Source organism: Comamonas suwonensis, from assembly GCF_012844455.2.
In the GTDB taxonomy this organism is placed as follows: Bacteria; Pseudomonadota; Gammaproteobacteria; order Burkholderiales; family Burkholderiaceae_C; genus Comamonas; species Comamonas suwonensis.
The window spans coordinates 84,960-108,010 of record NZ_JABBCQ020000007.1 but is presented as its reverse complement, the minus strand read 5'-3'; the positions used below and the strand labels follow the sequence as shown (position 1 = coordinate 108,010).

Annotated in this window: 25 protein-coding genes, 1 tRNA gene and 1 pseudogene; 5 read left to right on the top strand and 22 right to left on the bottom strand. The window is 54.5% G+C overall.

Translation table 11 applies throughout. From position 1 onward, the window contains the following. Positions 1-20 precede the first annotated feature (20 nt). From HF327_RS09780 to HF327_RS09700, 17 genes are all read right to left on the bottom strand, one after another. Positions 21-1,592, bottom strand: coding sequence for an amidase (locus HF327_RS09780; RefSeq protein WP_169108037.1), 1,572 nt, complete (start codon positions 1,590-1,592; stop codon positions 21-23). A gap of 111 nt (positions 1,593-1,703) precedes the next feature. Continuing rightward, on the bottom strand, positions 1,704-2,858 hold the full coding sequence (locus HF327_RS09775) for an acetyl-CoA C-acetyltransferase (RefSeq protein ID WP_169108036.1): 1,155 nt from the start codon (positions 2,856-2,858) through the stop codon (positions 1,704-1,706). Continuing rightward, positions 2,855-3,994, bottom strand: a complete 1,140-nt coding sequence (locus HF327_RS09770) for an acyl-CoA dehydrogenase family protein (protein WP_169108035.1) — start codon at positions 3,992-3,994, stop codon at positions 2,855-2,857. Before HF327_RS09770 ends, HF327_RS09775 begins: the two co-directional genes overlap by 4 nt. A 17-nt stretch (positions 3,995-4,011) precedes the next feature. Beyond that, a complete protein-coding gene (locus HF327_RS09765) occupies positions 4,012-5,166 on the bottom strand; it encodes an acyl-CoA dehydrogenase family protein (protein ID WP_099737706.1) in 1,155 nt (384 codons plus the stop codon). A 29-nt stretch (positions 5,167-5,195) separates the two neighbouring features. After that, the gene (locus HF327_RS09760; protein WP_169108034.1) at positions 5,196-5,954 is read right to left on the bottom strand and encodes an enoyl-CoA hydratase family protein; all 759 of its coding nucleotides are present in this window, start codon (positions 5,952-5,954) and stop codon (positions 5,196-5,198) included. Between the two features lie 35 nt (positions 5,955-5,989). Then, on the bottom strand, positions 5,990-7,069 hold the full coding sequence (locus HF327_RS09755; protein WP_169108033.1) for an NAD(P)H-dependent flavin oxidoreductase: 1,080 nt from the start codon (positions 7,067-7,069) through the stop codon (positions 5,990-5,992). Continuing rightward, positions 7,066-7,971 (bottom strand): enoyl-CoA hydratase, encoded by a 906-nt coding sequence (locus HF327_RS09750; RefSeq protein ID WP_169108032.1) that lies wholly within the window; start codon positions 7,969-7,971, stop codon positions 7,066-7,068. The genes HF327_RS09755 and HF327_RS09750 overlap by 4 nt, the downstream gene beginning before the upstream one ends. A 1-nt stretch (position 7,972) precedes the next feature. Next, on the bottom strand, positions 7,973-8,743 hold the full coding sequence (locus tag HF327_RS09745; protein WP_169108031.1) for a CoA-transferase subunit beta: 771 nt from the start codon (positions 8,741-8,743) through the stop codon (positions 7,973-7,975). A 10-nt stretch (positions 8,744-8,753) separates the two neighbouring features. Further along, entirely contained in the window at positions 8,754-9,632 is an 879-nt protein-coding gene (locus HF327_RS09740; RefSeq protein WP_169108030.1) for a CoA transferase subunit A, read from the bottom strand. 15 nt (positions 9,633-9,647) lie between these two features. After that, positions 9,648-10,550, bottom strand: coding sequence for a VOC family protein (locus tag HF327_RS09735; protein ID WP_169108029.1), 903 nt, complete (start codon positions 10,548-10,550; stop codon positions 9,648-9,650). Between the two features lie 311 nt (positions 10,551-10,861). Continuing rightward, positions 10,862-11,944, bottom strand: a complete 1,083-nt coding sequence (locus HF327_RS09730) for an alkene reductase (protein ID WP_169108028.1) — start codon at positions 11,942-11,944, stop codon at positions 10,862-10,864. A 9-nt stretch (positions 11,945-11,953) separates the two neighbouring features. Next, complete coding sequence (locus tag HF327_RS09725; protein ID WP_169108027.1) at positions 11,954-12,601, bottom strand: nuclear transport factor 2 family protein; 648 nt, start codon at positions 12,599-12,601, stop codon at positions 11,954-11,956. A gap of 13 nt (positions 12,602-12,614) precedes the next feature. After that, positions 12,615-13,382 (bottom strand): SDR family NAD(P)-dependent oxidoreductase, encoded by a 768-nt coding sequence (locus HF327_RS09720; RefSeq protein ID WP_169108026.1) that lies wholly within the window; start codon positions 13,380-13,382, stop codon positions 12,615-12,617. 11 nt (positions 13,383-13,393) lie between these two features. Further along, the gene (locus HF327_RS09715; RefSeq protein ID WP_169108025.1) at positions 13,394-14,125 is read right to left on the bottom strand and encodes an SDR family NAD(P)-dependent oxidoreductase; all 732 of its coding nucleotides are present in this window, start codon (positions 14,123-14,125) and stop codon (positions 13,394-13,396) included. A 335-nt stretch (positions 14,126-14,460) separates the two neighbouring features. Next, positions 14,461-14,536, bottom strand: a tRNA-Gly gene (locus HF327_RS09710). Between the two features lie 324 nt (positions 14,537-14,860). Beyond that, positions 14,861-15,217: a hypothetical protein gene (locus tag HF327_RS09705; RefSeq protein ID WP_169108024.1), complete on the bottom strand. Its 357-nt coding sequence runs from the start codon at positions 15,215-15,217 to the stop codon at positions 14,861-14,863. A gap of 121 nt (positions 15,218-15,338) precedes the next feature. Then, a complete protein-coding gene (locus HF327_RS09700) occupies positions 15,339-15,608 on the bottom strand; it encodes a hypothetical protein (RefSeq protein ID WP_169108023.1) in 270 nt (89 codons plus the stop codon). 146 nt (positions 15,609-15,754) lie between these two features. Here HF327_RS09700 and HF327_RS09695 point away from each other — a divergent pair, with 146 nt between their 5' ends. From HF327_RS09695 to HF327_RS09685, 3 genes are all read left to right on the top strand, one after another. Beyond that, complete coding sequence (locus HF327_RS09695) at positions 15,755-16,234, top strand: hypothetical protein (RefSeq protein WP_169108022.1); 480 nt, start codon at positions 15,755-15,757, stop codon at positions 16,232-16,234. Positions 16,235-16,309: 75 nt separating this feature from the next. After that, complete coding sequence (locus tag HF327_RS09690; RefSeq protein ID WP_169108021.1) at positions 16,310-16,774, top strand: hypothetical protein; 465 nt, start codon at positions 16,310-16,312, stop codon at positions 16,772-16,774. 25 nt (positions 16,775-16,799) lie between these two features. Then, positions 16,800-17,324: a phosphohydrolase gene (locus tag HF327_RS09685; protein WP_169108020.1), complete on the top strand. Its 525-nt coding sequence runs from the start codon at positions 16,800-16,802 to the stop codon at positions 17,322-17,324. 42 nt (positions 17,325-17,366) lie between these two features. Here the strand turns inward: HF327_RS09685 and HF327_RS09680 are convergent, their stop codons facing one another. From HF327_RS09680 to HF327_RS09660, 5 genes are all read right to left on the bottom strand, one after another. Next, complete coding sequence (locus tag HF327_RS09680; protein ID WP_169108019.1) at positions 17,367-18,005, bottom strand: hypothetical protein; 639 nt, start codon at positions 18,003-18,005, stop codon at positions 17,367-17,369. A gap of 10 nt (positions 18,006-18,015) precedes the next feature. Further along, a complete protein-coding gene (locus HF327_RS09675; protein ID WP_169108018.1) occupies positions 18,016-19,275 on the bottom strand; it encodes a hypothetical protein in 1,260 nt (419 codons plus the stop codon). An 899-nt stretch (positions 19,276-20,174) separates the two neighbouring features. Further along, positions 20,175-20,489 carry a hypothetical protein gene (locus HF327_RS09670; protein WP_169108017.1) on the bottom strand — a complete coding sequence of 105 codons (315 nt, stop codon included), beginning with the start codon at positions 20,487-20,489 and terminating at the stop codon, positions 20,175-20,177. A gap of 340 nt (positions 20,490-20,829) precedes the next feature. After that, a complete protein-coding gene (locus HF327_RS09665) occupies positions 20,830-21,264 on the bottom strand; it encodes a hypothetical protein (protein ID WP_169108016.1) in 435 nt (144 codons plus the stop codon). Between the two features lie 132 nt (positions 21,265-21,396). Then, a complete protein-coding gene (locus tag HF327_RS09660) occupies positions 21,397-21,738 on the bottom strand; it encodes a hypothetical protein (RefSeq protein ID WP_169108015.1) in 342 nt (113 codons plus the stop codon). Positions 21,739-21,889: 151 nt separating this feature from the next. Between HF327_RS09660 and HF327_RS22035 the strand changes: the two are divergent. Continuing rightward, positions 21,890-22,041: pseudogene (locus HF327_RS22035) on the top strand (IS5 family transposase); the annotation flags it as partial. Positions 22,042-22,405: 364 nt separating this feature from the next. Further along, the gene (locus tag HF327_RS09655; RefSeq protein ID WP_169108014.1) at positions 22,406-23,047 is read left to right on the top strand and encodes a helix-turn-helix domain-containing protein; all 642 of its coding nucleotides are present in this window, start codon (positions 22,406-22,408) and stop codon (positions 23,045-23,047) included. Positions 23,048-23,051 lie beyond the last annotated feature (4 nt).

Below are 23,051 nucleotides of genomic sequence, written 5' to 3'. Positions count from 1 at the left end.
TCCTCATATCGCTGGAACACTCAAGCTTTGAGTGCGGAAAGATCAGGCACGCGATGTGCCCATGGCAAGGTCTTCTCCAGCTGAGCAGCCAAGCGCAGCAACCGTCCCTCGCCGCCAAAAGGCGCAACAAATTGAGAGCCGACAGGTATGTTGTCGGCCGTCCAGTGCAGAGGCACCGACATGGCCGGGTGGCCGCTGATGTTGAACAGCGAGGTAAAGGCCGAGGAGTTCATGGCCTCTGCGGCATAGCTCTGGTATGGCTGATCGAGTCGCAGCACGCCCAGCATTTGTGCGGGCACTGCCGTAGTGGGCGTCAGAATCAGGTCGTACTTGGTCAGGAAGGCATCAAGCAGCTGCCCTGCCTTGTCAAAGCCAGCACGACCGCGGTACAGCTCCAGCGCCGTCGCCTTTTTGGCCGCTTGCAATGCAGCCCAGTTCAGCGGCTCCATCTCGTCTTCACGCACCGCGCGGCCCAGCTGTTTTTCACGGTATTCAATACTGCTGAGCAGGCCTGCAGACATGCCCGGCCCCATGCCGGCAAAGATCTCTGCCACAGGCAGGTCGGGCATGGCCTCTTCGAGAATGTGACCCATGGCTTCGCAAGCCTTGGCGGCCTTGTCGACAGCAGCCAGGCAGTCGGCATGTACGGGCGTGCCGAAATAGTTCTTGCGCCAGATGGCAATGCGCAGCTTGCGTTCGGGTTTTTGCATCGCTTCGAGGTAGCCACGCGGCGAATCCGAAGGTGGGCGCACACGCGATCCAAACTCAGGACCTGCGCTCAAATCCAGCAGCAAGGCGGTATCGCGCACGCTGCGGCTGATGACATGGTTGACCGAAAGACCGGTGGCACCATCCAGCGAACTGGGCCCGGCGGGTATGCGACCACGGCTGGGCTTGAGGCCAAACAGGCCGCAATGCGCAGCCGGAATGCGGATGGAGCCGCCGCCATCGCTGGCGTGGCCGACGGGCAGAATGCCTGCGGCAATCACGGCTGCCGTGCCGCCAGACGAGCCGCCCGTGGTGTGTTTGGTGTTCCAGGGGTTGAGCGTAGCGCCATAGAGCTTGGACTCTGTGGTGGTCGTCATGCCGAACTCAGGCGAGGCGGTCTTGCCAAAGATGTTGAGTCCAGCCGCCTTGTAGCGCGTCACCAAGGTGGAATCCTGCGTGGCGACGGCATCTTTGAAGAAGGCACAGCCATTGCTGGTCACGGTGCCGGCCATGCTCATGCCCAGATCTTTGAGCACAAAAGGCAGACCCCACAACGGCGCGGAATCCGTCGCCTGCTTGCGCGCATCGCGGCCCATGGCCGAGATCTTCTTGGCATGGTCGCGTGCTTGTTCGTAATCCTTGATGACCACGGCATTGAGCCGGGGCAAAGCTTCAACGCGAGCAATGGCGGCTTCAAGCGCCTCCAGCGGCGTCACGTCACCCTTGCGAATTTGGGCCGCCATGGTAATGGCATCGGCCGGTGCAGTGGCCTGCACCACAGTCTTGGCGCTGGCTTGCGCCGCTGGCAAGGTCACTGCTGCGGCTGTAATGGCTGCCCCCATGAGAAATTTTCTGCGATCCGTATCTGCCGCGTTGTCTTGCATGTCTTTGTCTCCGTTGATATTTTTTGGATGACTTGCTTAACCGCTAACCCCTGACCGTTGACTTCAACGCCACGCCATGCAGGCACCCACAGGTGCCCGCATGGCTATGCGTCAGAGTCGCTCAATGATGGTCACGTTGGCCTGACCACCGCCTTCGCACATGGTCTGCAGGCCGTAGCGGCCCCCGGTGCGTTCCAGCTCGTGTAGCAGTGTGGTCATCAGCTTGGCACCCGATGCACCCAGCGGGTGTCCCAGAGCAATCGCACCACCGTTGACGTTGGTCTTGGCATGGTCGTAGCCGGTTTCCTTGAGCCAGGCCATGACCACGGAAGCAAAGGCTTCGTTGATCTCAACGAGGTCAATGTCGGACATCTTCATGCCGGCCTTCTTGAGTGCGTACTCAGTGGCGGGAATCGGAGCTGTCAGGTGCCAGATGGGGTCATCGGCGCGCACGCTGATATGGTGAATCCGGGCGCGGGGCTTGAGGTGGTAGCGCTTGAGCGCTGCTTCCGACACCACCAGCACGGCAGCCGCCGCATCGCAGGTGGAGCTGGACACCGCTGCGGTGATGGAAGGATAGGTGGGGTCCACCGGCTCCAGCGTAGCCATCTTTTCCAGCGTGCTCAGACGGGCGGTTTCGTCCATCTTGAAGTCGCCAAAGGGCACGATTTCACGGTCAAAGCGGCCTTCGGCAATCGCCTTCAGTGCACGGTCATGGCTTTCCTTGGCAAACACTTCCATGTCTGCGCGGCTTGCTCCCCAGTGATCGGCAATGCGCTGCGCTGCGTAGAACTGGTTGACGGGAGCGTTGCCAAAGCGTGCCTGCCAGCCCTTGCTCTCCGCAAACGGCGTGGTGAAGCCCAGAGGCTGACCGGCCAGCATGGCCGAGGAAATGGGGATGGCGCTCATGGTCTGCACGCCACCGGCCAGCACCACATCCTGCGTGCCGCTCATCACCGCTTGCGCCGCAAAATGAATGGCCTGCTGGGATGAACCGCACTGGCGGTCAATCGTGGTGCCGGGCACGTTCAGGGGCATACCTGCAGCCAGCCATGAAGTGCGGGCAATGTCGCCGGCCAGAGCGCCGATGGTGTCCACGCAGCCAAAGACCACATCGTCGTAATCCGCCGCGGGAATGTCATTGCGCTCCACCAGCGCCTTGATGACATGGGCGCCAAGGTCGGCACCATGCACGGCAGCAAGAGAGCCTTTGCGCTTGCCGGTAGGCGAGCGCAGTGCGTCAACAATATAGGCTTGGGCGCTCATGCAGCCACCTCTTCAACAATGTTTTTGATAGCTGCTTGCGCAGAGCAGTCGCCGCAGGAAGCGCTTTCTCGATCAAACGTAGCGCCAGGGCCCACGGGGGCATCGGGGCTGCGCAGCAGACCTTGGGTCAGGCGGGCCGAGTGATAGGCCTTGTCGCCCCATGCCGCATCCAGCACCCAGGCGCGCTTCATGAACATCTGCAGATCGACTTCCCAGGTGTAGCCCATGGCACCATGCACCTGCAGGCTGTTGCGCGAGGCAAACCAGCTCGCTTCGCTGCACTGCAGCTTGGCGTGGGAGATGCGCACGGCCAGATCAGGCTCGTTGTGCTGCAGCGCATAGAAGGCCCGGTACAGAACAGGCTTGGCAAATTCAATCTTGGTCACGATGTCTGCCAGATGGTGCTGCACCGCCTGGAAGCTGCCGATCACCTTGTCGAATTGCTTGCGCTGAGCGACATAGTCCACAGACAGGTCCAGCATGCGCTGGGCCAGGCCCACCATCTGGGCGGCAGCCGCCAGAGCGCCACGCTCACCAGCGGCATCCCAGACCTTCTGGCCCTGGGCACCCTCAAGCACACGGGTCGCGTCAGAAGCGATCCAGCTCACCCTGGAGAGGCGACGCGAGGAGTCAATGCTCTTGAGTGCCGTAATTTCGCACTGTGCAGGAGTCAGCAGGTGCAGCTCCAGCCCCACTGCCGTAGCCTGGGGCAGCAGCAAGACATCAGCGTGCTCTGCATCGGCAACAGTCGCATTGCTGGGGTGACCCACGGCCACGCGGCAGCTGCCGCTGGCGATCTTGGGCAGATAGGCGCGGGCGGCATGGCCTTGTGGCAAAGCAGACAGCATGCCCACAGCCACATAAGCGGTATCAGTCAGCGCATCAGGCAGTGCGTAGTAGCCCACCTCCTGCAGCAGCAACGCCCAGTCAATATCGGCCATGCCCATGCCGTCATCAGCCTCGGGAACGGACAGGCCCATCAAGCCCTGCTCCGCAATCTTGGCCCACAGCTCGGGCGAGCGGCCGCTCTCGGTTTCCCAGATATCGCGCAGCAGCTCGGGGGCAGCTTCCGTCATCAGAAAGCGGCTGACCGAGTCACGGAATGCGGTTTGATCTTCGGTAAAGGTGAAGTCCATGGTGTTCTCCCAGCCGATCAGGATTTGGGCAGACCCAGCATGCGCTGGGCAATGATGTTGCGTTGAATCTCGTTGCTGCCCGCGTAGATGGGGCCCGCTTGCGCAAACAGGAAACCTTCCAGCCAGTCATTGGCTTCTTCGTCATCGATCAGCTCTGCACGCTGACCCAGAATGCGCATGGCGGTTTCGTTGATCAGAATGTCCAGCTCGGACCAGACAATCTTGTTCGTACTCGCTTCAGCACCGATCTGCGCGCCCTTGTTCAGGCGGCCCACGGTGTGGTACGAAGACAGTGTGTAGGCCTCGGCACCCTGCCATGCCCGCAGAACAGCGTCGCGGATGGAGTGATCGCGGTCGGCATCGACCTGGTTGCGCAGGTACAGGTCCACCAGTTTCTGGGCGCTGCGCTGATAGCGCGCAGGAGAGCGCAGCAGCAGACCGCGCTCAAAGCCCGCAGTCGCCATGGCCACATGCCAGCCCTTGCCTTCGGCACCAATCAGGTTCTCAGCAGAGACTTCCACATCGTCGAAAAAGATTTCGGCGAAATGCTCGCGGCCATTGATGGCACGGATGGGGCGCACAGTGATGCCAGGCGTGTTCAGCGGCACCAGGATGTAACTCAGGCCGTGGTGACGGCTGGAAGTGGGGTCGCTGCGGAACAGGCCAAAGACCCAGTCTGCAAAGATGGCACGGGTGGACCAGATCTTCTGGCCGTTCAGAATGAATTTGTCACCCTGGCGCGTGGCACGGCTGCTGATGGCCGCCATGTCCGAGCCCGCATTGGGCTCAGACCAGCCTTGCGCCCACATGTCATCACAACGGGCCATGCGGGGCAGGAAGCGGGCTTTTTGCTCAGGCGTACCAAACTCCATGATGGTGGATCCCAGCAGCAAAATACCGTTCTGGTTCACGCGAGCAGGTGCATCGGCGGCCCAGTATTCTTCTTCAAAGATCAGCCATTCGGTCAGATCGCAGCCGCTACCTCCCAGATCCTTGGGCCACATGACGGCGCTGTAACCGGCACCTGCCAGCAAAGCTTCCCATGCACGGTGCTGCTCAAAGCCTTCGCGCGTGTCGTAGCTCTTGAGGCGCTCTTTGGGAACGTTGTCCTTGAGCCAGGCGCGCACCTTGGTGCGAAAAGCCTTTTGCGCAGGGGTATAGGTCAAATCCATCTTGTTGTCTCCTCGTTGCGCTTGGCGAATCAGAATTTGGCGTCGCGCTTTTCCACGAAGGCGCTGCGCGTCTCGGCGGAATCGGGGCTCATATAGGCTTGCAGAGTGAAGCCCTGCTCCCAGCGATATTTGTCTTCCAGATTGCCGTCTTCGATGCCGGTCAGCGCCTCCTTGGCGATGCGGATCATGGCGGGGCTCTTGGCTGCAATCTTGTTGGCGATTTCCATGGCGGTATCACGCAGTTGCTCACGGGGTACCACGCGCTCGACCGCCCCCATGCGGAAGGCGTCCTGCGCTCCAATCATCTCGCCCGTAAAGAACAGATAGCGGGTCTTTTGCACACCAAACATGCGCTGCAGGTGTGCTGCGCCACCCATGGCACCGCGATCGACTTCAGGCAGACCGAAGGTCGCGTCTTCAGCGGCGATCACGATGTCGGATGCGCCGCAGATACCGATGCCGCCACCCAGCACAAAGCCGTGCACGGCAGCAATCACCGGCACCTTGTTCAGATGCACAGCCTTGAACGTGGCGTAGTTGCCTGCGTTCACATCAATGATGAGCTTGTCGTTAGTGGCCAGTTCCTTGATGTCCACACCGGCGCAGAAGCCACGGTTTTCGGCACGGATCACGATCACGCGGACCTCAGGGCGGTCGCCCAGCGACTGGATTTCGTGGGCCAGGCCATACCAGCCAGCGGAATTCAGGGCATTGACAGGAGCGCGGTCAATCACCAGCTCTGCCACGCCGTTGTCGTGAATATTGGAGTGAAATTGTTGAGTGGACATATTCCGTCTTCTCGTTGGCCTGTTAATGAGCGTTATTACGCAGTAGTCAATTCATTGAGTGCGGTGCGACGGGCCATGGCCTGGCGAACAATGCCGCTGATCACGTCTTCGCAGCTGTCGAGCTTGCCAATCAGTGCAGCCACCTGACCGGCAGACATCACACCACCAGCCGGGTTGCCGTCGACCATGGAGCGCTGCAGCAGCATGGGGGCGTTGGCCGCCATGACGGTCTGGGCCACCGAGGAGGAATCCTCACGCATGGCTTTCATGAAAATACTCATGGCCTGACCTGTGGTCATGCCGGTTTCGGCCTTCCACTTCAGTGCCAGATTCACCGCAATGCGCAGGCGCTTCATGGGGCTGGCCTTTTCCAGCATGGACAGGTATTCGTTCGGAATCATGCGCTGGGGCATGCCGTCGACCAGATGCGATACGGCGATTTTTTCGGCATCTTTAGTGGCCAGGTAGCGCTGCAGCGTGGCATCCGGAACCTTGGAATCGCTGGTCATCAGAAAGCGGGTTCCCATGGCAATGCCCGATGCGCCAAAGGCCAGCGCAGCCAGCAGGCCACGGCCGTCGTAGAAGCCACCAGCAGCAATCACGGGCACGCTCACCGCGTCCACCACCTGGGGCAGCAGCACCGTAGTGGGCACGCTGCCGGTATGGCCGCCACCTTCACCACCTTGCACGGTGATGGCATTGGCTCCCATCTCGATGGCCTTCTGGGCGTGCTTCAAAGCACCCACGGTAGGCATGCAGACGATGTCGGCATCACGCAGACGGCCGATGACCTTCTTGTCCGGGCCCCGGCCATAGCTCACCGCGCGCAAGCGGTACTTCACAGCCAGGTCCAGCAGTTGCTGAGCGTTGGGCTGGAACATGTGAAAGTTCAGGCCGAAAGGCTGATCATCCGTCTCGCGCTTGACGCGCAGAATCTCTGCTTCAATCTTGTCGGCGTGAATCGTGGCGCCGGCCAGAAAACCAAAACCCCCGGCGTTTGTCGTACCAATCACAAGATCCGCGCCCGCGACGTAGCCCATGGCGGTCTGAACGATGGGGTAACGGCATCCCAGCAAATCGCACAAAGGCGTGTGCAGTGCATTGACCTCGCTCATTGTGCGGCCTCCTTCTTATTGGCACTGGCCATGGTCCTGGCGTCTTGACCGCCGAGCTGGCCCATGCCCATGGCTTGACTGTGTGCGTGCGCAAAGTGGTGGTAACCAAAGGCCATGTCCATGGTGGAGCGCAGACCCTGCAGCTCCTCAGCCTTGTTGACTACCATCTTGGTCAGTGCCAGACCCAGACGGGGTTGTGCTGTCAGGCGCAGGGCGATGGCATCGACCTGCTCTTGCAGCTGGGCACGTGGCACCACGCGGTTGACCATGCCCATCTGGTAGGCACGGTCTGCAGTCATGCGGTCGCCCAGCAGCAGAAATTCTTTGGCGATGCGGGGGTGCAGCTCGTGGGCATGGGCAAAGTACTCCACGCCGGGGATACCCATGCGCACTACGGGGTCCTGAAAGAACGCGTCATCGCTGGCCACGATCAAATCACAGACCCAGGCCAGCATCAGGCCGCCCGCCACGCAAGCGCCTTGCACCATGGCAATCAAGGGTTTGGGAATGTCGCGCCAGCGGCGGCACATGCCCAGATAAACCTCTTGCTCGCGGGCGAACAACTGCTCGCCGCCGGGTTTGTTGGTGTGATCCCACCACAGGTGCGCACGGTCAAAGGACTTGTTAATGTCTCGACCGGGCGTACCAATATCGTGCCCCGCGCTGAAGTGCTTGCCTGCACCGCGCAGCACGATGACCTTGACGCTATCGTCATCGGTCGCCTTGCGGAAGGCAGCATCCAGCGCATAGGTCATTTGCGAGTTTTGCACGTTGTTGAACGTGGGCCGATTCATGGTGACCGTGGCAATGCCCTTGTCCACGCTGTAGAGCACAGGCTCGTCGGTTTCGTAGACGGCCTTGTCTTCGCGTGTCACAAATTCGCTGGAAGCTGCATTTTCCATATCAGGCTCCCATGGCCGTAGCGCGCAGGTTGTGCGGATCGAGCTGGGCCAGCAAAGCCAGCTGCTCGGGTGTGGGATCCGCCGTCACACCCACGTTGGCTGGGATATGCACAGGGAAACCTGTGGCTTCCTGCACCTGCCCAACCGTCACACCGGGGTGCAGAGAGACCAGACGCGCCTGATAGTCAGGGCCGCCGAAGTCCAGCACGCACAGGTTGGTAAAGATGAAACGAATGTCCGTGGTTTCTTCCAACGTCCAGCCCTTGGCCAGACGCGCGGGGTTGTAACCCACAGAGCCGACCACATCCACCTCGCCCGACACAAACACCTTGGGGCTGTGGTTAGGCACAAAGAAGGAGTTGGCGTGGTTGATGGAGTTACCCGGAAAACCGCGCACGCCCAGCATCATGGACTTGGGACGTGCGTAGTCGCTGCCCACCATGGAGATGTTGCCCTGACCAAAACGGTCCACCTGAACAGGACCCACCATGGCGTGGCGTTTGCCACCCCAGACGTTGTCGAAGATGCGAGAGAAGCCCATCCAGGACTCACGCTTGATCTTGTAGTCACCACGCGGCCCGACGGGCGCAGGTTCGCTGACCACCCAGGCTTCGGAGTCCGTCATGATCAGATCCGTGTTGATGGACTTCATGCACAGCGAAGCCGCCAAACGTGGCACCAGGCCAATGCCGGTGGCCAGAACTTCACCGTCTTTTTCCCAGGCGCGTGCCGCGGCGCAGATGACGCGATCTACCAATGCAATTTCACTCATCTTTGCCTCCTTAGAACACAGGCAGGGGCAGGCGCTTGATTGCATCCATACCACCCACTTTTTCCAGATATTCCTGCTCCGTGCACTGCACGTACTTCTGCTGGTATTCGCTCCAGCCGCCCTCTTCCTTGCTGCTGGCTACGTATTCCTTGAAGTGCTTGACATCAAAGCCATACAGAGGCGCGCAGGATGTGGGGTGAGCACCACCAGGGAGATGAACCACGCCGGTCGTCTCAGAACGCTCCCAGAACACCAGTCGCGCAGCATCCGCCGATTCGAAAGTGCTGGATTCCACCAATTCGTCGCAGCTCACGAACGTATTAGTCGCGGCACGGGCAAACAGGTCGTCCATATAAATATCGGGGCCTGCAATCTGGCAAACACCACGCGAGTCAGCGCGGTCCACATGCAGCAGAGCCACATCCAGATTGATAGCAGGCATCGCAACCCACTCCTTGTTGTCATAAGGAGAGTCCACCAGCTTGATGTTGCTGTTGTGCTTGATCACATCGGTGCCTAGACCCACGCGAGTGGGGATGTAGGGGATACGCATGCCAGCAGCTTTCAGGCCCAGCACCATGTGACCTTCGTCGATTTCCATCACTTCAATGGCACCGTTCTGGCGAGCCTTGCGGAAGTAAGGCTCCAGTGGAATAAAGTCCAGCGACACAAAGGCGAAGATCAGTTTCTTGACCTTGCCAGCGGCGCACAACATGCCCACATCAGCACCGCCATAAGCCACCACGGTCAGATCTTTGACGTCGCTGCGCAGCAGCTCTCGCACCAGAGCCATGGGCTTGCGGCGAGGACCCCAGCCACCAATACCAATCGTCATGCCATCCTTGATGGATGCCACAACGTCTTTCGCTGTCATTAATTTATTGGCCATGTCTCAAGCCTCCTATTAGTTGTTTTCAGGACGACCTACGCTGAAGTCGTGTCCCCAGAGGCTGACGGTCGTGAATTCATGCGTGATGTGGTGATCCCAGTCGATGATGGCTCCGCCATAGCCGAACTCCAGATCGAAGTTGGAAGGCGTTTTCATGTAGAACGAGATCATCTTGTCGTTGGTGTGCTGACCCAGCGTGGCCGACAGTTTGACTTCGCCCTTTTGCATGCGATCCATGGCACGGCCCACTTCGGGCATGTTGTCCACTTCGACCATCACATGCACGCAGCCCGAGGGCGAAGGGAACTCAGCCAGCGCCAGGCTGTGGTGACGTCCATTGGCGCAATGGAAGAAGTGAATGCGGATGGTCGGACCTTCGTCGCCTGCGGGCTTGAAGTTGTAGATATCCGAGAGACCAAAGCCCAGCACGTCGCGCACAAAAGCTGCGGTCTTGTCAAAGTCGGGGGCAGGCAGCACCGTGTGGCCCAGGCCATAGTCACCGGTGATGAAGCGCGACACACCTTGGGGCGATGCGAAATGGGTGAAATCGGACTTGAAGCCCCAGACGATTTCATGGCGATTGCCCGAAGGGTCCTGCACGATCACCAGCTGCTGCACGCGACGCTTGGTGCACAGTGCGGCATTGCCAATTTCGTAACGAACATCAGCGGCTTCCAGCGCCTTGAGCGCCTGCTCGAAGGCTTCCTTGTTGGCCACTTCCCAGCCGGATGCGAAGTACTTGTCCTGGCTGCCAGGCTGAACCTGGAAACGGAACTGACGTTCATCCATCTTGATCAGCAGATCGCCATCAGCGGTGGTGCTGGGCATCATGCCAAGCACGTCCCGTGCATAGCTGACCCAGCGATCCAAATCAGAGCTCTCAGCGACAACGTACGCTAGTCCACGTATTTCCATCATGATGCCGGGGCCTCCAACCCAAATCTTGTTTAGTGATGTGATGGATTCTGGTTCTGACAGAGGGTACAAACATCGTCCATTGAGACTAACGAATTGCCGTCTGTTGCAACAAATTTCATAGCACTCATCCAATAAACAGAAAGCGATACAAGCCAATAGGACGAAACCCTTTCAGCCATTTGAGGTAGTCCAGCTCGACAAGCAGACAACAATGGAGAAAACAAAAAAAAGGCCGCACTTCCCAAAGGAAATGCGGCCAACACGATGAACTACTTAGGGATCAACCCGAAGGCCGATCAGCAATCTCTTAATCAGGCGATCTGAATCTCGTCAGCCTGCGCATAGTCGTTGTAGCCCTTGGCACCAGCGGTGTAGAGGGTGTTTCGATCAAACTTGCTCAAAGGCAAGCCCAGGCGCATGCGCTGCACCAGATCCGGGTTGGCAATGAAATGTCGTGCAAACGACACCGCTTGACCCTCGCCAGCCTGCAGCGCCGCTTCAGCGCTTTCTGCATTAAAGCCATCGTTCAAAATCAGGTTGGTACCAAAGTTCTCACGGGCCAACTTGAAGGCATCAATCGAAGGCTCAAACAGTGCACGCATCACATGCAGGTAGGCAAGGTTCAGCTTGGCGGCCTGGCGCATCAGTTCTGCATGGGTGGCCTCAGAGTTTTCATCCGAGGTGTCATTGAAGGTGTTGCCAGGATTGAGGCGTAGCCCCACGCGGTCAATACCAATCGCATCACCCATGGCCGCCAGACACTCCACAGCAAACCGCGCACGTCTGGCAGCGTTGCCACCGTATTCGTCGGTACGCTGGTTGGTGCTGGAGTGCAGAAACTGCAGACTCAGATAGCCACTGGTACCGTGCAGCTCTACGCCGTCAAAACCCGCATCCACAGCGCGCTTGGCGGCTGCGGCGTGCTCGGCAATAGCTTTACGTACTTCATCAGCGCTCAAAGCATGGGGTACATCAAAGTCCTGCATGCCAGCGGCATCGGTCCAGATCTTGCCCTGCGCCTGAATGGCCGACGGTGATACCGATCGCACCCCCGCAGGCTTGATCTGGCTGCTGCCAATACGACCCGAATGCATGATCTGCAGCACGATGGAACCACCGCGCGCATGCACCGCATCCGTCACCTTGCGCCAGCCGCGCACATGCTCGGCGGTTTCAATGCCGGGCTGGCGGCAATAGGCCTGGCCCGTCACTTCAGGCCATGCACCTTCAGCCACGATCAGACCGGCATCACCGCGCTGACCATAGTGCTCGGCCATGATGTCCGTGGGCGTGCCATCTACCTCTGCGCGATTGCGCGTCATGGGCGCCATGACCACGCGGTTTTGCAGTGCAATCTTGCCGAACCGGGTGGGCGTGAAAAGTGTTTGATTCATACCGACTCCTTAGCGCACACGCATGCGCGGCGCGGGCGTTCCACGGCGCATGGTCTTGAGGAACTGCTCCAGCGGCGCAGGTGCGGCCACTTGCGGCAGCTCATCCTTGCCGGGGCGGTTCATCCAGAACTCTTTCCAGCTCGGGAACAGGTCGTGGAAAGCACCGTGATAGGGCTCGCGGCCGGGCCAGCGCATCTTCATGTCGCCAATCGGCGGCTTGTTCAGATCGGTGGCATACCAGTAGCAGGGCAGACGACGGCGAAAGAACCACTGACCGTCAATGCGCTCGTAGTCATCCCAGTACAGCATCTGCATGATGACCCACTCGGCACCGCACTCATGCTCGTTCTTGGAATAGACCACGCCGGTGGCGTGATCCTTGTCCACGAACTCGATGATGTGCTGCCCCAGATGATGGGAAGTGCCCGTGAACTGGTCACGCAGCGTGCTGTCCTGCCAGGCCATGAAATGATCACGCCCCACCTTCTCCTTGCCGACCTTGATATCGGGGGCAAACAGGTTGACGTGGGCATCCATGTCACGCATGTCCAGCGACAGAGAGTACTTGCCAGCCAGCTGACGAATCGCATCCAGCGACTCCAGACGGTCGATACGCTCTTCCAGCGTTTGTGGCCACTGATTCACGGGTTCACTCATCTTCAACTCTCTCTTACAGCGCTGTCACCAGCACGGCAGAACGACCGCCATCCACAGGCAGTGCAGCGCCAGTCACATAGCTGGCTTCATCGCTAGCCAAGAACAGAATCGCGTTAGCCAGCTCGTTGGACTGACCGACACGGCCCATGGGGATGAGCTTTTCGGTGGTCTTGCGCGAGGCTTCATCAGCCAGCATGCCAGCCGTTGCAGGCGTTTCAACCACCGCAGGGATCACCACGTTCACGCGCACGCCAGCAGGTGCTCCTTCGGCAGCAGCTGCACGAGAGAAGTTGATGATGGCTGCCTTAGCTGCCGAGTAACCCGACATGAAAGGCGTTCCCAGCGTGCCACAGATAGAGCTGATGTTGACGATGGCCCCCCCCTTGCCGCCCATCAGTTTCAGCGCTGTACGTGTACCCCAGAATGTGCCATCCACAGAAGTGCTGAAGTTGGCATGCCAGTCAGCCGTGGTCATGCCATCAATACCGCCCCATGTATAGGCCATGGCGTTGTTGACCAGAATGTCCAGGCTGCCATGCTTCTTGGCAGTCTGCTCCAGCGCGCCAACAAACTGAGCTTCATTACCCACGTCAGCCACAATAGCTTCAACGCTACCGCCGGCAGCCTTGATCCTGGCCACGACTTCATCCAGAGGGTCCTTGCGGCGACCGCAAATCACCACCATCGCACCTTCTTGTGCGAAACGCTCAGCCGTTGCGGCACCGATACCAGAGCCACCACCGGTCACAAATGCAGTCTTGCCTTCCAGGCGCTTGCTCATATTCATTCTCCTTACAGGAAGGCGCTGCCGCCGTTAACAGCCACGTTCTGACCGGTCACAAAACCGCTGTCATCGCTGGCCAGGAACACGGCCACTTTGGCAATGTCATCGGGTTCAGCCATGCGGCCCATGGGCACACCGGCGATGATGGCGTCAGCCCATTCCTGAGGAATGCCTTGCATCATGGGTGTATTGGTGGGGCCGGGAACCAGCGTGTTCACGCGAATCTTCTTGGGGGCCAGTTCCTTGGCCATGCCACGGGTCAGACCCATCAGCGCAGCCTTGGAAGCGCAGTAGTGCGCTGGGCCGTCTCCGCTTACAGCAGAAGTGCTGGAGATGTTGACGATGGCGCCGCCCTGGCCTTCTTGCATCTGCTTGACTGCTGCACGGGCGCAGTAGAAAGCGCCATTCAGGTTCACGCCAATCACGCGCTCCCAGGTGGCATCGGTGATATCGGCAAACTGATCCACAGAGCCCACGCCTGCGTTGTTCACCAGCACATCCACAGAGCCCAGGTTTTGCTTGATTTCAGCAAACAGTGTGTCGATGGCAGCGCTGTCACCGACGTTGACAGAGCGTGCCAGGTGCTTTCCGCTCTTGCCTTCCAACGTCTGCTTGGCCGCTTCTTCGTTCAGATCAACCGCCACCACGGTAGCGCCTTCATCGGCAAAACGCTGCGCAATCGCACGCCCCATGCCTTGGCCAGCCCCTGTGACCACTGCCACTTTTCCTGTTAAACGCATTCTTGTCCCCTTGTTGATGTGCAATCAAGATATGGAGACAGCGTAAAAAGAAAATGGATTCAGCCCATCGTCCATCAAGACTAAGCAAATTTGTTTAATTTGCTACGTAATCAGGAGCACGCAGCGAAATACTGGCGCTTGCAAAGAGCATTTCAATGCTGAAATAGAAAAAGCCAGAACTCGTGAGAGTTCTGGCTTATCTTGGAGGCGCGAACCAGAGTCGAACTGGTCTAACCGGATTTGCAATCCGGTGAAACGCATCGTAAAATGTTGATTTTTAATGATTATTTCAACCATAAAAAACTTGCTACCTTTTTGCTACCTTTAATTAGTCATGGAGCAGGAAAACGGGCTCGAACCGTCGACCTATACCTTGGCAAGGTATCGCTCTACCAACTGAGCTATTCCCGCAGATCTCTGTCCATTTTTTGGCGACTGTTGATTCCATTGAATTTTTCTGACGCTTTGCATAAAGCGTTGTGCAAGCTCCATAAAAAAGGACCCTGCTGGGTCCTTCTTCATGCCTGGTATCGGTGTCGCCCGGTTTCTATGAAGAGCTGCGAAAACAGCTTCCAATCAGTCAAAAACACCAATGTGTCTGGCCCATCAATTCGCATCGTTGAGCCCCTGGCGCTGGCTTGCCAGAACTCAAAAAACGGCAGTGCTTTGATGTCGCTGAACCTGACGAATTGAGTGCCATCTGACACAACGACTGGCAGCCCAAAGTATGTTTTTTCAGTCACCGAAGCCCCTCCACGGGATGCACATGAACACAGGGATCGGGCCTGCGTACTCGTTGATTGCACGTTGAACAGATGATGCAGCTGTTGGCTTTCCAACCTTAAATCGACCGCTCGGCTCATACGATGGTGAGTCTGATCGCACCTCAAACGAGATCACTCCACCCTCTTCCTTACGCTTTACAACTCCAATGGGGGTGTCGTTTTTGCCGGTGCATTTGACGCCAGACGTCAATGGACTGTTGATGTCAGCACCCGCTGGGATTTTGCTGGGTGTGCGGTAATGCTGTGCAGCATTGACGCCAATGCTCGCAATAAGAGAAACAAAAAAAACAATGGTTTTGAGGCTCATGCTTGCTCCTGTGTGGAGATTCAATGTTTGCACCTTAATGATTATTTTCAAAAGATTTTGTTGCTAGAAAGCAAATAAAAAATTCACCAAAAAAAATGACAGCTTCGTGGAATATGTGATATCAAACATATCTCAATACCTGATTTTTCAACATTGACTCAGCAAGCAAGATTTTGAGTCGTTGACTTTCGGCCAGCAACTCATCAATCTGAATATTGCTATCGACCTTCAGATTCCTGTATTCCAATATTTTTTCGCGGAGTTTTCTGCGCCAATAAAAATAAAAACCATGGTTTATTTTGTAATGAGCAAGCCTATTGACTGGACCGTTAACATCAATATCGGAAATGATCTCAATGAGCTGTTGCTCTGTGTATACGGAATGATTCATTGCGCCATCATTTTTTGATATAAACGAATGTATCACTATTTTCTAAAGCCAATAAAAAAGTGAAGTTAGCTTAAAAATAACCACAAACTAGAGTCAAGAAATGCTGTAATTAATTCGTCATCACCTTAATTTCAATGAGGGCATTCATGAAAGATCTCTCAATTAGAAGAATGCTGAAATTAGCGCGCGTCGCATCTACCGATCCAAAACTCGCTATTGATGCTGCATCAAGATTCGGCTGGCTCGAATCCAAAGCGATTAAGCGTTTTTTATATAGAGATAAACATCTCCATGAGATCGAATTCCCTGGCGGCATATACGATGGTATTTGGCACTCTAAAAGCAGAAGATTCCCTGAATCATGCGATCTTGATGATCTATATCCACACCTGGAAAGAGCGCTCTCAAGCACAAAATTTCAGATCGAGTATGTACTGAACAGCAAAAAGCACCATCAAATAACCATTGTTGTTAATGACGACTCATGCTCCATACAAGAGAAATTGGGCTATTCAGTCATCAAAGCATCTGGGATTTCGCACAACAGGCATCTTTGCATCAGTTCTCTGCTATGCATCGGACATATTCCGACCTGGATTAATATCGTCAACGATAAAAATCATTGAATCCAAGAATTATTGAGAACATAGCACGCTAATAGCGTGCTGAAATATAGATACAACCTAAAACAGGGGCTATCTATGAATCAAATCCGTTTTTCTTTTTCTCTTCGTCATGGACATCCCCAAGAGTCCATTGCAATCAAAAAACTGTTTGATATTCCAGCGTCTCGGCGTGCAACAATTATTCGCGGCTGGATTTCCAGTTCAATCGGTAAAATGCCTTCGCATTTCGACTGGAGCGACGCGAGAGAAAGCATCCATCCTCCGGCCAAATTTTCGCTTTATCTTGAGCCCCTTGCCCCTGAAGATGGCGACATCATCGACTCTATAAGCAAGATTCCACCGCAATTCATAAACGACTGGATTCGCGAACGAATTTGCGCAGCACAAGCTCCTGAATTTTTGCAGCTACAAGATAAAGCTCAACTTCAAACACCAACGCCAACACTTCAATTAGTTTCTACTGCTGCAGCAACTATTACTCAACAAATAATCGATGATGTGCCAAAAAAGCAGGCAGTTTTAAGCGGCCTTTTTGGATGAAATGATGACGACCCAGGAGACCTCGATGCTGAACGATCGCGCCGATGCGTACCTACTTTTGAAGCAATTGGGCGCTACGAAGCGTCTGCTGCTACATTTGCAATTAGTCGACGATGCCGCTGATCTGTTGATTGCAGGTTACAAACGACTTGGCATCCCTTTCGATAGCAAGCTAGTTGGATTAGGTGTCGCGATTCATGATATCGGGAAGATCAACTATCCTGCCGAGCTTGACGCTCCAGGATCGCTTCATGAGTCCTCAGGTCGAGCAATCCTGTTAAGTCAAGGTGTTCAGCCCGAGGTTGCGCAATGCTGTGTATCCCACGCAGCATGGGACGGCCCTGAAGTTTCATTCGAAGAGCTGTCTGTTGCTCTTGCTGACAAACTCTGGAAGGGCAAACGAGAAGCTGAGCTAGAGCTTCTCGTTATCGACGCATCTTCAGTTAAGCTTGGCGTTGAGCGCTGGGATGTCTATCTGCAGCTTGACAAACTCTTTGAGAGCATTGCAGCGGATGCTACTGAGCGCATCAATAGAAGCCGCAAAGTGTAATCCCTCCGTCAATGTACAGCTTGCACGCAAACTGCCAATTTTTTATAGCTTTGCTGTCATGATCTCATCCAGCAAATCAATTGCGATGCTTTTTCCTGCTTGAGATCTAATCGTCGCATCCAAAAATTCAATTTCTTTCTCAATTTTTTCATCGTTATTCGATAGACGCTGCAAAGACCACGAAATTCTATGATCAAATTTATCTTTATTTTCCTGAACTTCTCTTAACTCAATCAAGATTTTCTGCGATTCAGATAGTGTATTTCTGCCATATTTTTCAATGTGGCGCATATAACTATCAATCAATTTTCTCGATGAATCTACTGCGCTTTCTTTGTATTTTTCCCTATTTTTCTCGTGCTGCATATTGTAGCGACGAACTGTTTCAGCATCTGTTTTCGCTGCATTTATTGACTTCAATTGCTTGATGTCGCTTGTTTTTGAAACGCTTTCTATAGCTGAGTCGAGCAGTTTGTCGAATGCCTGTCCGGGTGTTTTACCAGCTGCAGTTAGCATAAATTCAAGCAACATTTTGCATGTTTTAGCATCCCCAGCGTTAACGTTTCCGAGTCTTTCTTTTGCCTTACGGTATTCATCAAACTCAACTTCTGATTTTTTCTTGGCCAGAATATTGAGATCATTAATCTGCTGCAGCAAAGTTCTTTTTGTATTGAGTGTCATTTTCTTCTCCTTACGCAGATTTTTTAATTGGCGTGACCAACGCGTTGTTTTTGTCATGCAGTTTTTTAAGCATAGATCCAACTTCTTTCGCTTGATTTCCAGTCACAACACCAGATGAGACAAGCTCCGACAGGCCGAAAATTGAGCTTTTATATGTATCTTCCAGGCCGGAAAATATGCGTTTAACAGCATCCAACTGACTACCAAGAAGCTCAAGATTTTTGTGCAATTCATCTCTCAAACGCATTGCGTCTGCTTTGTCTTTTTCGAGTATTTCGAGTTCAAGTGCGAGTCCAGACATATCTTTTTTGATCCCGGACTCTAATGCCAGCAGCATTGCGCTTTTATGTTGCTGCGCATCTGCTTGCATAGCTAGCGTTTTCTCGATCGCATTGTTGCGATCTTCACGCTCCAGAGCCTCTTTTTCACGCTTATCAATGTCAGCAGTGAGATCCGAAACTTCACTGTTTAGACGTTTGCGCAAAAGTGCTTCTTTATATCCATAGCGCATCCAGGATTTGTCTGCGCAGCGCTGCATCCCGATGGGCTCTGATACTGCTGAAAAATACTCATCCTGCAGCTCCCTGCAGCCTTCTTCATACGCAATCCGAGCACCTTTTTTACAGGCGTTTTCACGCTCTCGATACGTCAAGCCTGGTGGTTGCAGCTTCATTAAATCGTGAAGTTTTTGATCTTGTTTTGCCGCACCAGGGTGGAGGTCCCGAACAGACCTTGCATCGGGTTTTGCAACGATGATATGCAGATGCCCCATGGCCTCATCAACATGCTCATAAACAGCAAGTATGTGAGATCCCCAACGCCTCCTGGCCCACACCAGCACAAGCTCTTTCCAGCTTAAATAGCGCTGATCATTGTCATTAGGAGCCCCGGGGTAGCCGGCTACAACACCCATAAGTGTTGGTATTGATGTCGCCTGGCTGCGCTCATGCGCAGCTTTGAATTTGTCATTTTTATCGATCGTCTCCGAGACAAAAACTATGTTTGATTTTGCTCGCAATGCGTGCTCACGAAGCCACCCACGGAGCATATTGGGAGCCGCACCCTGCAGCACCACAGGAGGCTTTGCCTCTAAATTTTGCAGAGCTAGATGCTGCACAAACTCATCACCAAGCCTGCCAGCTTCACCCAAAACCCCCATCGCTTTGCTTGCTGTGTACAGCTCTGCTCGCATAAAACCAGCGTCTGCACCAGCCGCTGACTTAGCAATTTTTTCAAGAACTGGACGATTTTTCTTCCTACTTTTGACCATTTTGAACCTCCATCCCCCCAGATGAAAATTCCCAGCCGCCTAAGCAGCCCTCCCCGCAAAACCAACCAGACCTAACTCACAGACACGTTCTGTGCATAAACAACTCAAACAAACCGGGCGGCATGCTATTTTCACCCGACTCATATCGCTGTCAAGTTCGTTTTGTCACATATTTATCAACCCTCTTGGCCATAGACTTCGACATTTTTGTTCTCATCAACAATGCGCATATTGCGCCACCCGATATTTAATCCAGGTCTCGCATTGCTGACCTTGCGGCTTCAAAAGTTTCTAAATCACCGCTCTCGATGCCTTCATAGAAGGTGCTGATAGACCTGAAGAGGTTAGCTTGAATAGTAAATATATTGCCCCTTTTCTTGATACTTTTAATGTATCTTTATTTGTTTATTAGAAACAAAAAAATTTCGATGCATTAACCATATGACAACCTATCATTTAGATAAAGTGGTTTCTGTTATTATCATGTAAATATTTTAAGAACACTTGCAAACATAGACAATCTCATTATGCATGGAAAAATCAAGCTATCAATTAAATAGTAACTTATTGAAGAACATCCACTTCATTACCGAACTTTTCATCATCGAAGACCTTACGCACGCATATATAAAAGGTGCCGGATTTCAGCCCCTCCATATGGACAGGACCATCACCCTCGCATCCCCTGCTCTACCACACCGGCATATATAGGGACCACATTTCGCGCACAGGCCATTTCATTTGCGAACCCCTATCGCCAACGCCTCTCATCTCGAAATCAAAGAGTTTTCGACAAAAAATCGGCCAAAATTTGGCCGATTTTGCATTTCTATAAGAAGTAACAAGCCTCAGAGGTTGCTATCAAAATAGTAGTGCCTGAAGTGCTGGATTTCGGCTCTTCACTGGAGGAGTTGATGGCTGCAAACTTCCAAAGCACACGCTATGCTTTCCATAGCGCTTGAAGCCTTGGCATGCTCGCTCAAGTCAGGGCTTTTGAAGAACATCACACGCAGCCTGCTGAATTTTGGCGTGATCACCGCAGTGAGCCCCTTCTGGGCTGCATACGCCTGCAGATCCTTGGCCCATGCACCTCTCCATGCTGGATTGGCCACCCCTCGTCTCCCCTCCTGCACCATCGAGAGCAGGGACGCTGGTAGATCTGGCAGCGCATCAAGATCCACGGCATTGCATGCAGACCTCACATCATCATCCATGGCCAACCTCCTACCCTAAAGGGCCCAGGGGGCTGCGCCCCCCCCACACACCGTCAGCAGGCAGCGCAACGAACACGAAACCCTGCGTTGCCGAACCACCTTGTTGCGACAGCGAACCTGCATGCGCCGCATGCAAGCCACCCTACCCTATAGGTGGGTGGCCATCTGAGTTGGCGAAACCGCGAAAACGAAATGGCTTCGGTGACGAAACCTTCGGGAACGGGCTTGCAGTGACGAAAAACGGGTCTGCGAAATCCGCGGACCAACTTCGCGGGGGTGTGACGGGGACTAACGCTCATAACAGAATTAGTGTTAGTCGACGGAGGTGCGACGATGTTTGTCAGCGGAATTTTTGGCTCTTGCCGGTCCTAGCAATCGTCATAATGATCTCAAACGCAATCGCCTGATCTTCATAGTACGAATTGGCTTCGTCGACAGCGATGTCAAAGAGCAGTTTTTCATTCTGCGTCATCGTTTCGCGCAGAGTTTGTTGTACGTGTTTTTCTGCCAGATCTAGGATTTCAACAGAGAGATTTGGATGCGTTATGAGCCGCTCTTTGGCTTCCCTCAGTTGATACTGCAGCTTGGCCGTGAGGGCTTGTCTGTGCGAGTTCCCTTCCAAAATTTTGTGGTACTTCCTGGGCGTGCCATCGCCAAAAAACACTTCCGCAAGGGTTATCTGCATCCATGCAAGGAGGATTTCAAGTTCTAGTAATTCATCAATTTTTGGGTTGGCTTCAGCAAGAGTCAGATGCGCGTATTCACGTGTGCACATTTTTAGCCTTTTTTGGGATTAGCATCTGCGCTACTGCGCAGACATAAATCCATGAGTTTGCGTTGATGAAAATCCTTGAGTTTGCGTTGATGAAAATCTTTGAGTTTGCGTGGATGAAAATCCTTTTTGGGATCACTGGATGGCTTTCAGGTACTCTGAGTAGACTTCATTTGAGACATCCTTGTACGCTTTGATGCCTCGCAGCACCGCGAGGTTTTGCCAGACGTAAAGCGCGTCCCTGCTGGCTCCTGGTGGGCCTGAGAGCTTGTATATGCGGCCAGATTGGGTCTCTGCGACTAATGCCGCAATGTTGAATTTTTCAATTGGCGAGGTTGTGCGAGCTTCAGCTATCTCAATGCAGTAGCCAATCGCTGCGCGCAGCGTTTTGCCATCATGCTGGAACTCGAAAATGAGCCAGGGGCAGAGCGTTAAATTGGGCTGTTCATTGACGGATTGAACTGTCCAAATGGGCATTTTTTGGCTCCTGTATTGCCTTTTTAGTGTTCCCAATCTTTTCGTATGCTCCAAATATTTTGAAGCGTTTGCGCAACGCTGCGCGCTTTGGAGAAACGCTTTTTTTGATGTATTGGCGCGCGTAGACTGATGTGCACACATTGCATGTGAGATCACGTTGATTACGCCCTACGCTCCTGAAGGGCGCAAAGGCCGCCCTCCATTTCCTGTGGAGATGCAGCAGCAGCAGTGGTTCACGCTCAGCTGGCCGACTGTGCAAGAGGCTTTGACGACATGCCGCTGTTTTGGGACTGTGCGGAACTGCCATGGTGTTGATTTCCACGCAAAACTGACCCGCCCGAGATGGAAACCAACATCTTGCACCCAGACCTCCTGCATGCGGCGATAGCCCCATTGCAATACACAAATGCCGAGCCTTTGCGTATTCGAGCATTTGTTCGCGGATGAATGATTGGGATCGCACCACGCCCATTCACACCACATGTACCTTTGCCACGACATCCTGAATCTTTCGAAGGCTGTGCTTCCGATCTCAATTTTTGAGCATAAATAGATCGCAGTCGATCTACCTATTTTTAAATAAAGATCGCAAACGATACATTTCAATATTTTTTTATATAAATTGTTACTAAACTACTTTCACCGCACTAAATAACTTAGGCTGCCCATGCACATAACCTTGCCGCCCGACGCCCCAAGACGCACGCCAAAACAGCAGCTCGCGCTGAGCGTTACCGCAGCACTGCGAGTCGCTGGGCCAGCCCGTGCAGGCAAGCCCAACAAGCTGCGTCAGACCGATGTCATGCGCCTTACGGGGATGTCGCGCACCACGCTCAGGCCGCTACTGGATACGACTGAGTCCAGCCAGAGGAACCCCGACCTCACAACCCTTAACAAGCTAGCTCAGGCAATTGGCGTCCCGCTAGCCTTCCTTCTGATGACGCCGACGGACTGGCGAGTCCTGATCAAGGCAATCGGCGCTATCGCTGATCACCAGGCTGCAGCAAACGGTTTGGTGACCGACGCGCTCGGCAGTCCCACATTGGCGGAAGCCGTGTTGAAGCGGTGCAAGGTTCATCCTGAGCGACCACCATTTGGCGCGGACTACGACCTGCAGGAAATCAAGCGTCTTGATGCGCGCAACGAGTGGCGGCGGCGGTGCAGCTTGGTAATGGCTGCACTGGCTCAGCCCGCATCGCGTGGCAACCGCAAATCTTTTGTCGACATGACCGCTCTGGCCGCTGCCCTCGCCAACGAAATGACCCCGTACAACCCGGCACCTGACAACAGCAGCCAAGACCAAGAATAAGCCT

Excerpts from the sequence above, each read along its gene's own strand:
- HF327_RS09685 (WP_169108020.1), top strand. The coding sequence starts at position 16,800 with ATGCTGAACGATCGCGCCGATGCGTACCTACTTTTGAAGCAATTGGGC.
- HF327_RS09770 (WP_169108035.1), bottom strand. The coding sequence starts at position 3,994 with ATGGACTTCACCTTTACCGAAGATCAAACCGCATTCCGTGACTCGGTC.
- HF327_RS09735 (WP_169108029.1), bottom strand. The coding sequence starts at position 10,550 with ATGATGGAAATACGTGGACTAGCGTACGTTGTCGCTGAGAGCTCTGAT.
- HF327_RS09695 (WP_169108022.1), top strand. The coding sequence starts at position 15,755 with ATGAAAGATCTCTCAATTAGAAGAATGCTGAAATTAGCGCGCGTCGCA.
- HF327_RS09705 (WP_169108024.1), bottom strand. The coding sequence starts at position 15,217 with ATGAGCCTCAAAACCATTGTTTTTTTTGTTTCTCTTATTGCGAGCATT.
- HF327_RS09730 (WP_169108028.1), bottom strand. The coding sequence starts at position 11,944 with ATGAATCAAACACTTTTCACGCCCACCCGGTTCGGCAAGATTGCACTG.
- HF327_RS09715 (WP_169108025.1), bottom strand. The coding sequence starts at position 14,125 with ATGCGTTTAACAGGAAAAGTGGCAGTGGTCACAGGGGCTGGCCAAGGC.
- HF327_RS09655 (WP_169108014.1), top strand. The coding sequence starts at position 22,406 with ATGCACATAACCTTGCCGCCCGACGCCCCAAGACGCACGCCAAAACAG.
- HF327_RS09755 (WP_169108033.1), bottom strand. The coding sequence starts at position 7,069 with ATGAGCGAGGTCAATGCACTGCACACGCCTTTGTGCGATTTGCTGGGA.
- HF327_RS09775 (WP_169108036.1), bottom strand. The coding sequence starts at position 2,858 with ATGAGCGCCCAAGCCTATATTGTTGACGCACTGCGCTCGCCTACCGGC.
- HF327_RS09780 (WP_169108037.1), bottom strand. The coding sequence starts at position 1,592 with ATGCAAGACAACGCGGCAGATACGGATCGCAGAAAATTTCTCATGGGG.
- HF327_RS09670 (WP_169108017.1), bottom strand. The coding sequence starts at position 20,489 with ATGGATGATGATGTGAGGTCTGCATGCAATGCCGTGGATCTTGATGCG.
- HF327_RS09725 (WP_169108027.1), bottom strand. The coding sequence starts at position 12,601 with ATGAGTGAACCCGTGAATCAGTGGCCACAAACGCTGGAAGAGCGTATC.
- HF327_RS09675 (WP_169108018.1), bottom strand. The coding sequence starts at position 19,275 with ATGGTCAAAAGTAGGAAGAAAAATCGTCCAGTTCTTGAAAAAATTGCT.
- HF327_RS09765 (WP_099737706.1), bottom strand. The coding sequence starts at position 5,166 with ATGGATTTGACCTATACCCCTGCGCAAAAGGCTTTTCGCACCAAGGTG.
- HF327_RS09740 (WP_169108030.1), bottom strand. The coding sequence starts at position 9,632 with ATGGCCAATAAATTAATGACAGCGAAAGACGTTGTGGCATCCATCAAG.
- HF327_RS09750 (WP_169108032.1), bottom strand. The coding sequence starts at position 7,971 with ATGGAAAATGCAGCTTCCAGCGAATTTGTGACACGCGAAGACAAGGCC.
- HF327_RS09690 (WP_169108021.1), top strand. The coding sequence starts at position 16,310 with ATGAATCAAATCCGTTTTTCTTTTTCTCTTCGTCATGGACATCCCCAA.
- HF327_RS09660 (WP_169108015.1), bottom strand. The coding sequence starts at position 21,738 with ATGCCCATTTGGACAGTTCAATCCGTCAATGAACAGCCCAATTTAACG.
- HF327_RS09745 (WP_169108031.1), bottom strand. The coding sequence starts at position 8,743 with ATGAGTGAAATTGCATTGGTAGATCGCGTCATCTGCGCCGCGGCACGC.
- HF327_RS09680 (WP_169108019.1), bottom strand. The coding sequence starts at position 18,005 with ATGACACTCAATACAAAAAGAACTTTGCTGCAGCAGATTAATGATCTC.
- HF327_RS09760 (WP_169108034.1), bottom strand. The coding sequence starts at position 5,954 with ATGTCCACTCAACAATTTCACTCCAATATTCACGACAACGGCGTGGCA.
- HF327_RS09700 (WP_169108023.1), bottom strand. The coding sequence starts at position 15,608 with ATGAATCATTCCGTATACACAGAGCAACAGCTCATTGAGATCATTTCC.
- HF327_RS09665 (WP_169108016.1), bottom strand. The coding sequence starts at position 21,264 with ATGTGCACACGTGAATACGCGCATCTGACTCTTGCTGAAGCCAACCCA.
- HF327_RS09720 (WP_169108026.1), bottom strand. The coding sequence starts at position 13,382 with ATGAGCAAGCGCCTGGAAGGCAAGACTGCATTTGTGACCGGTGGTGGC.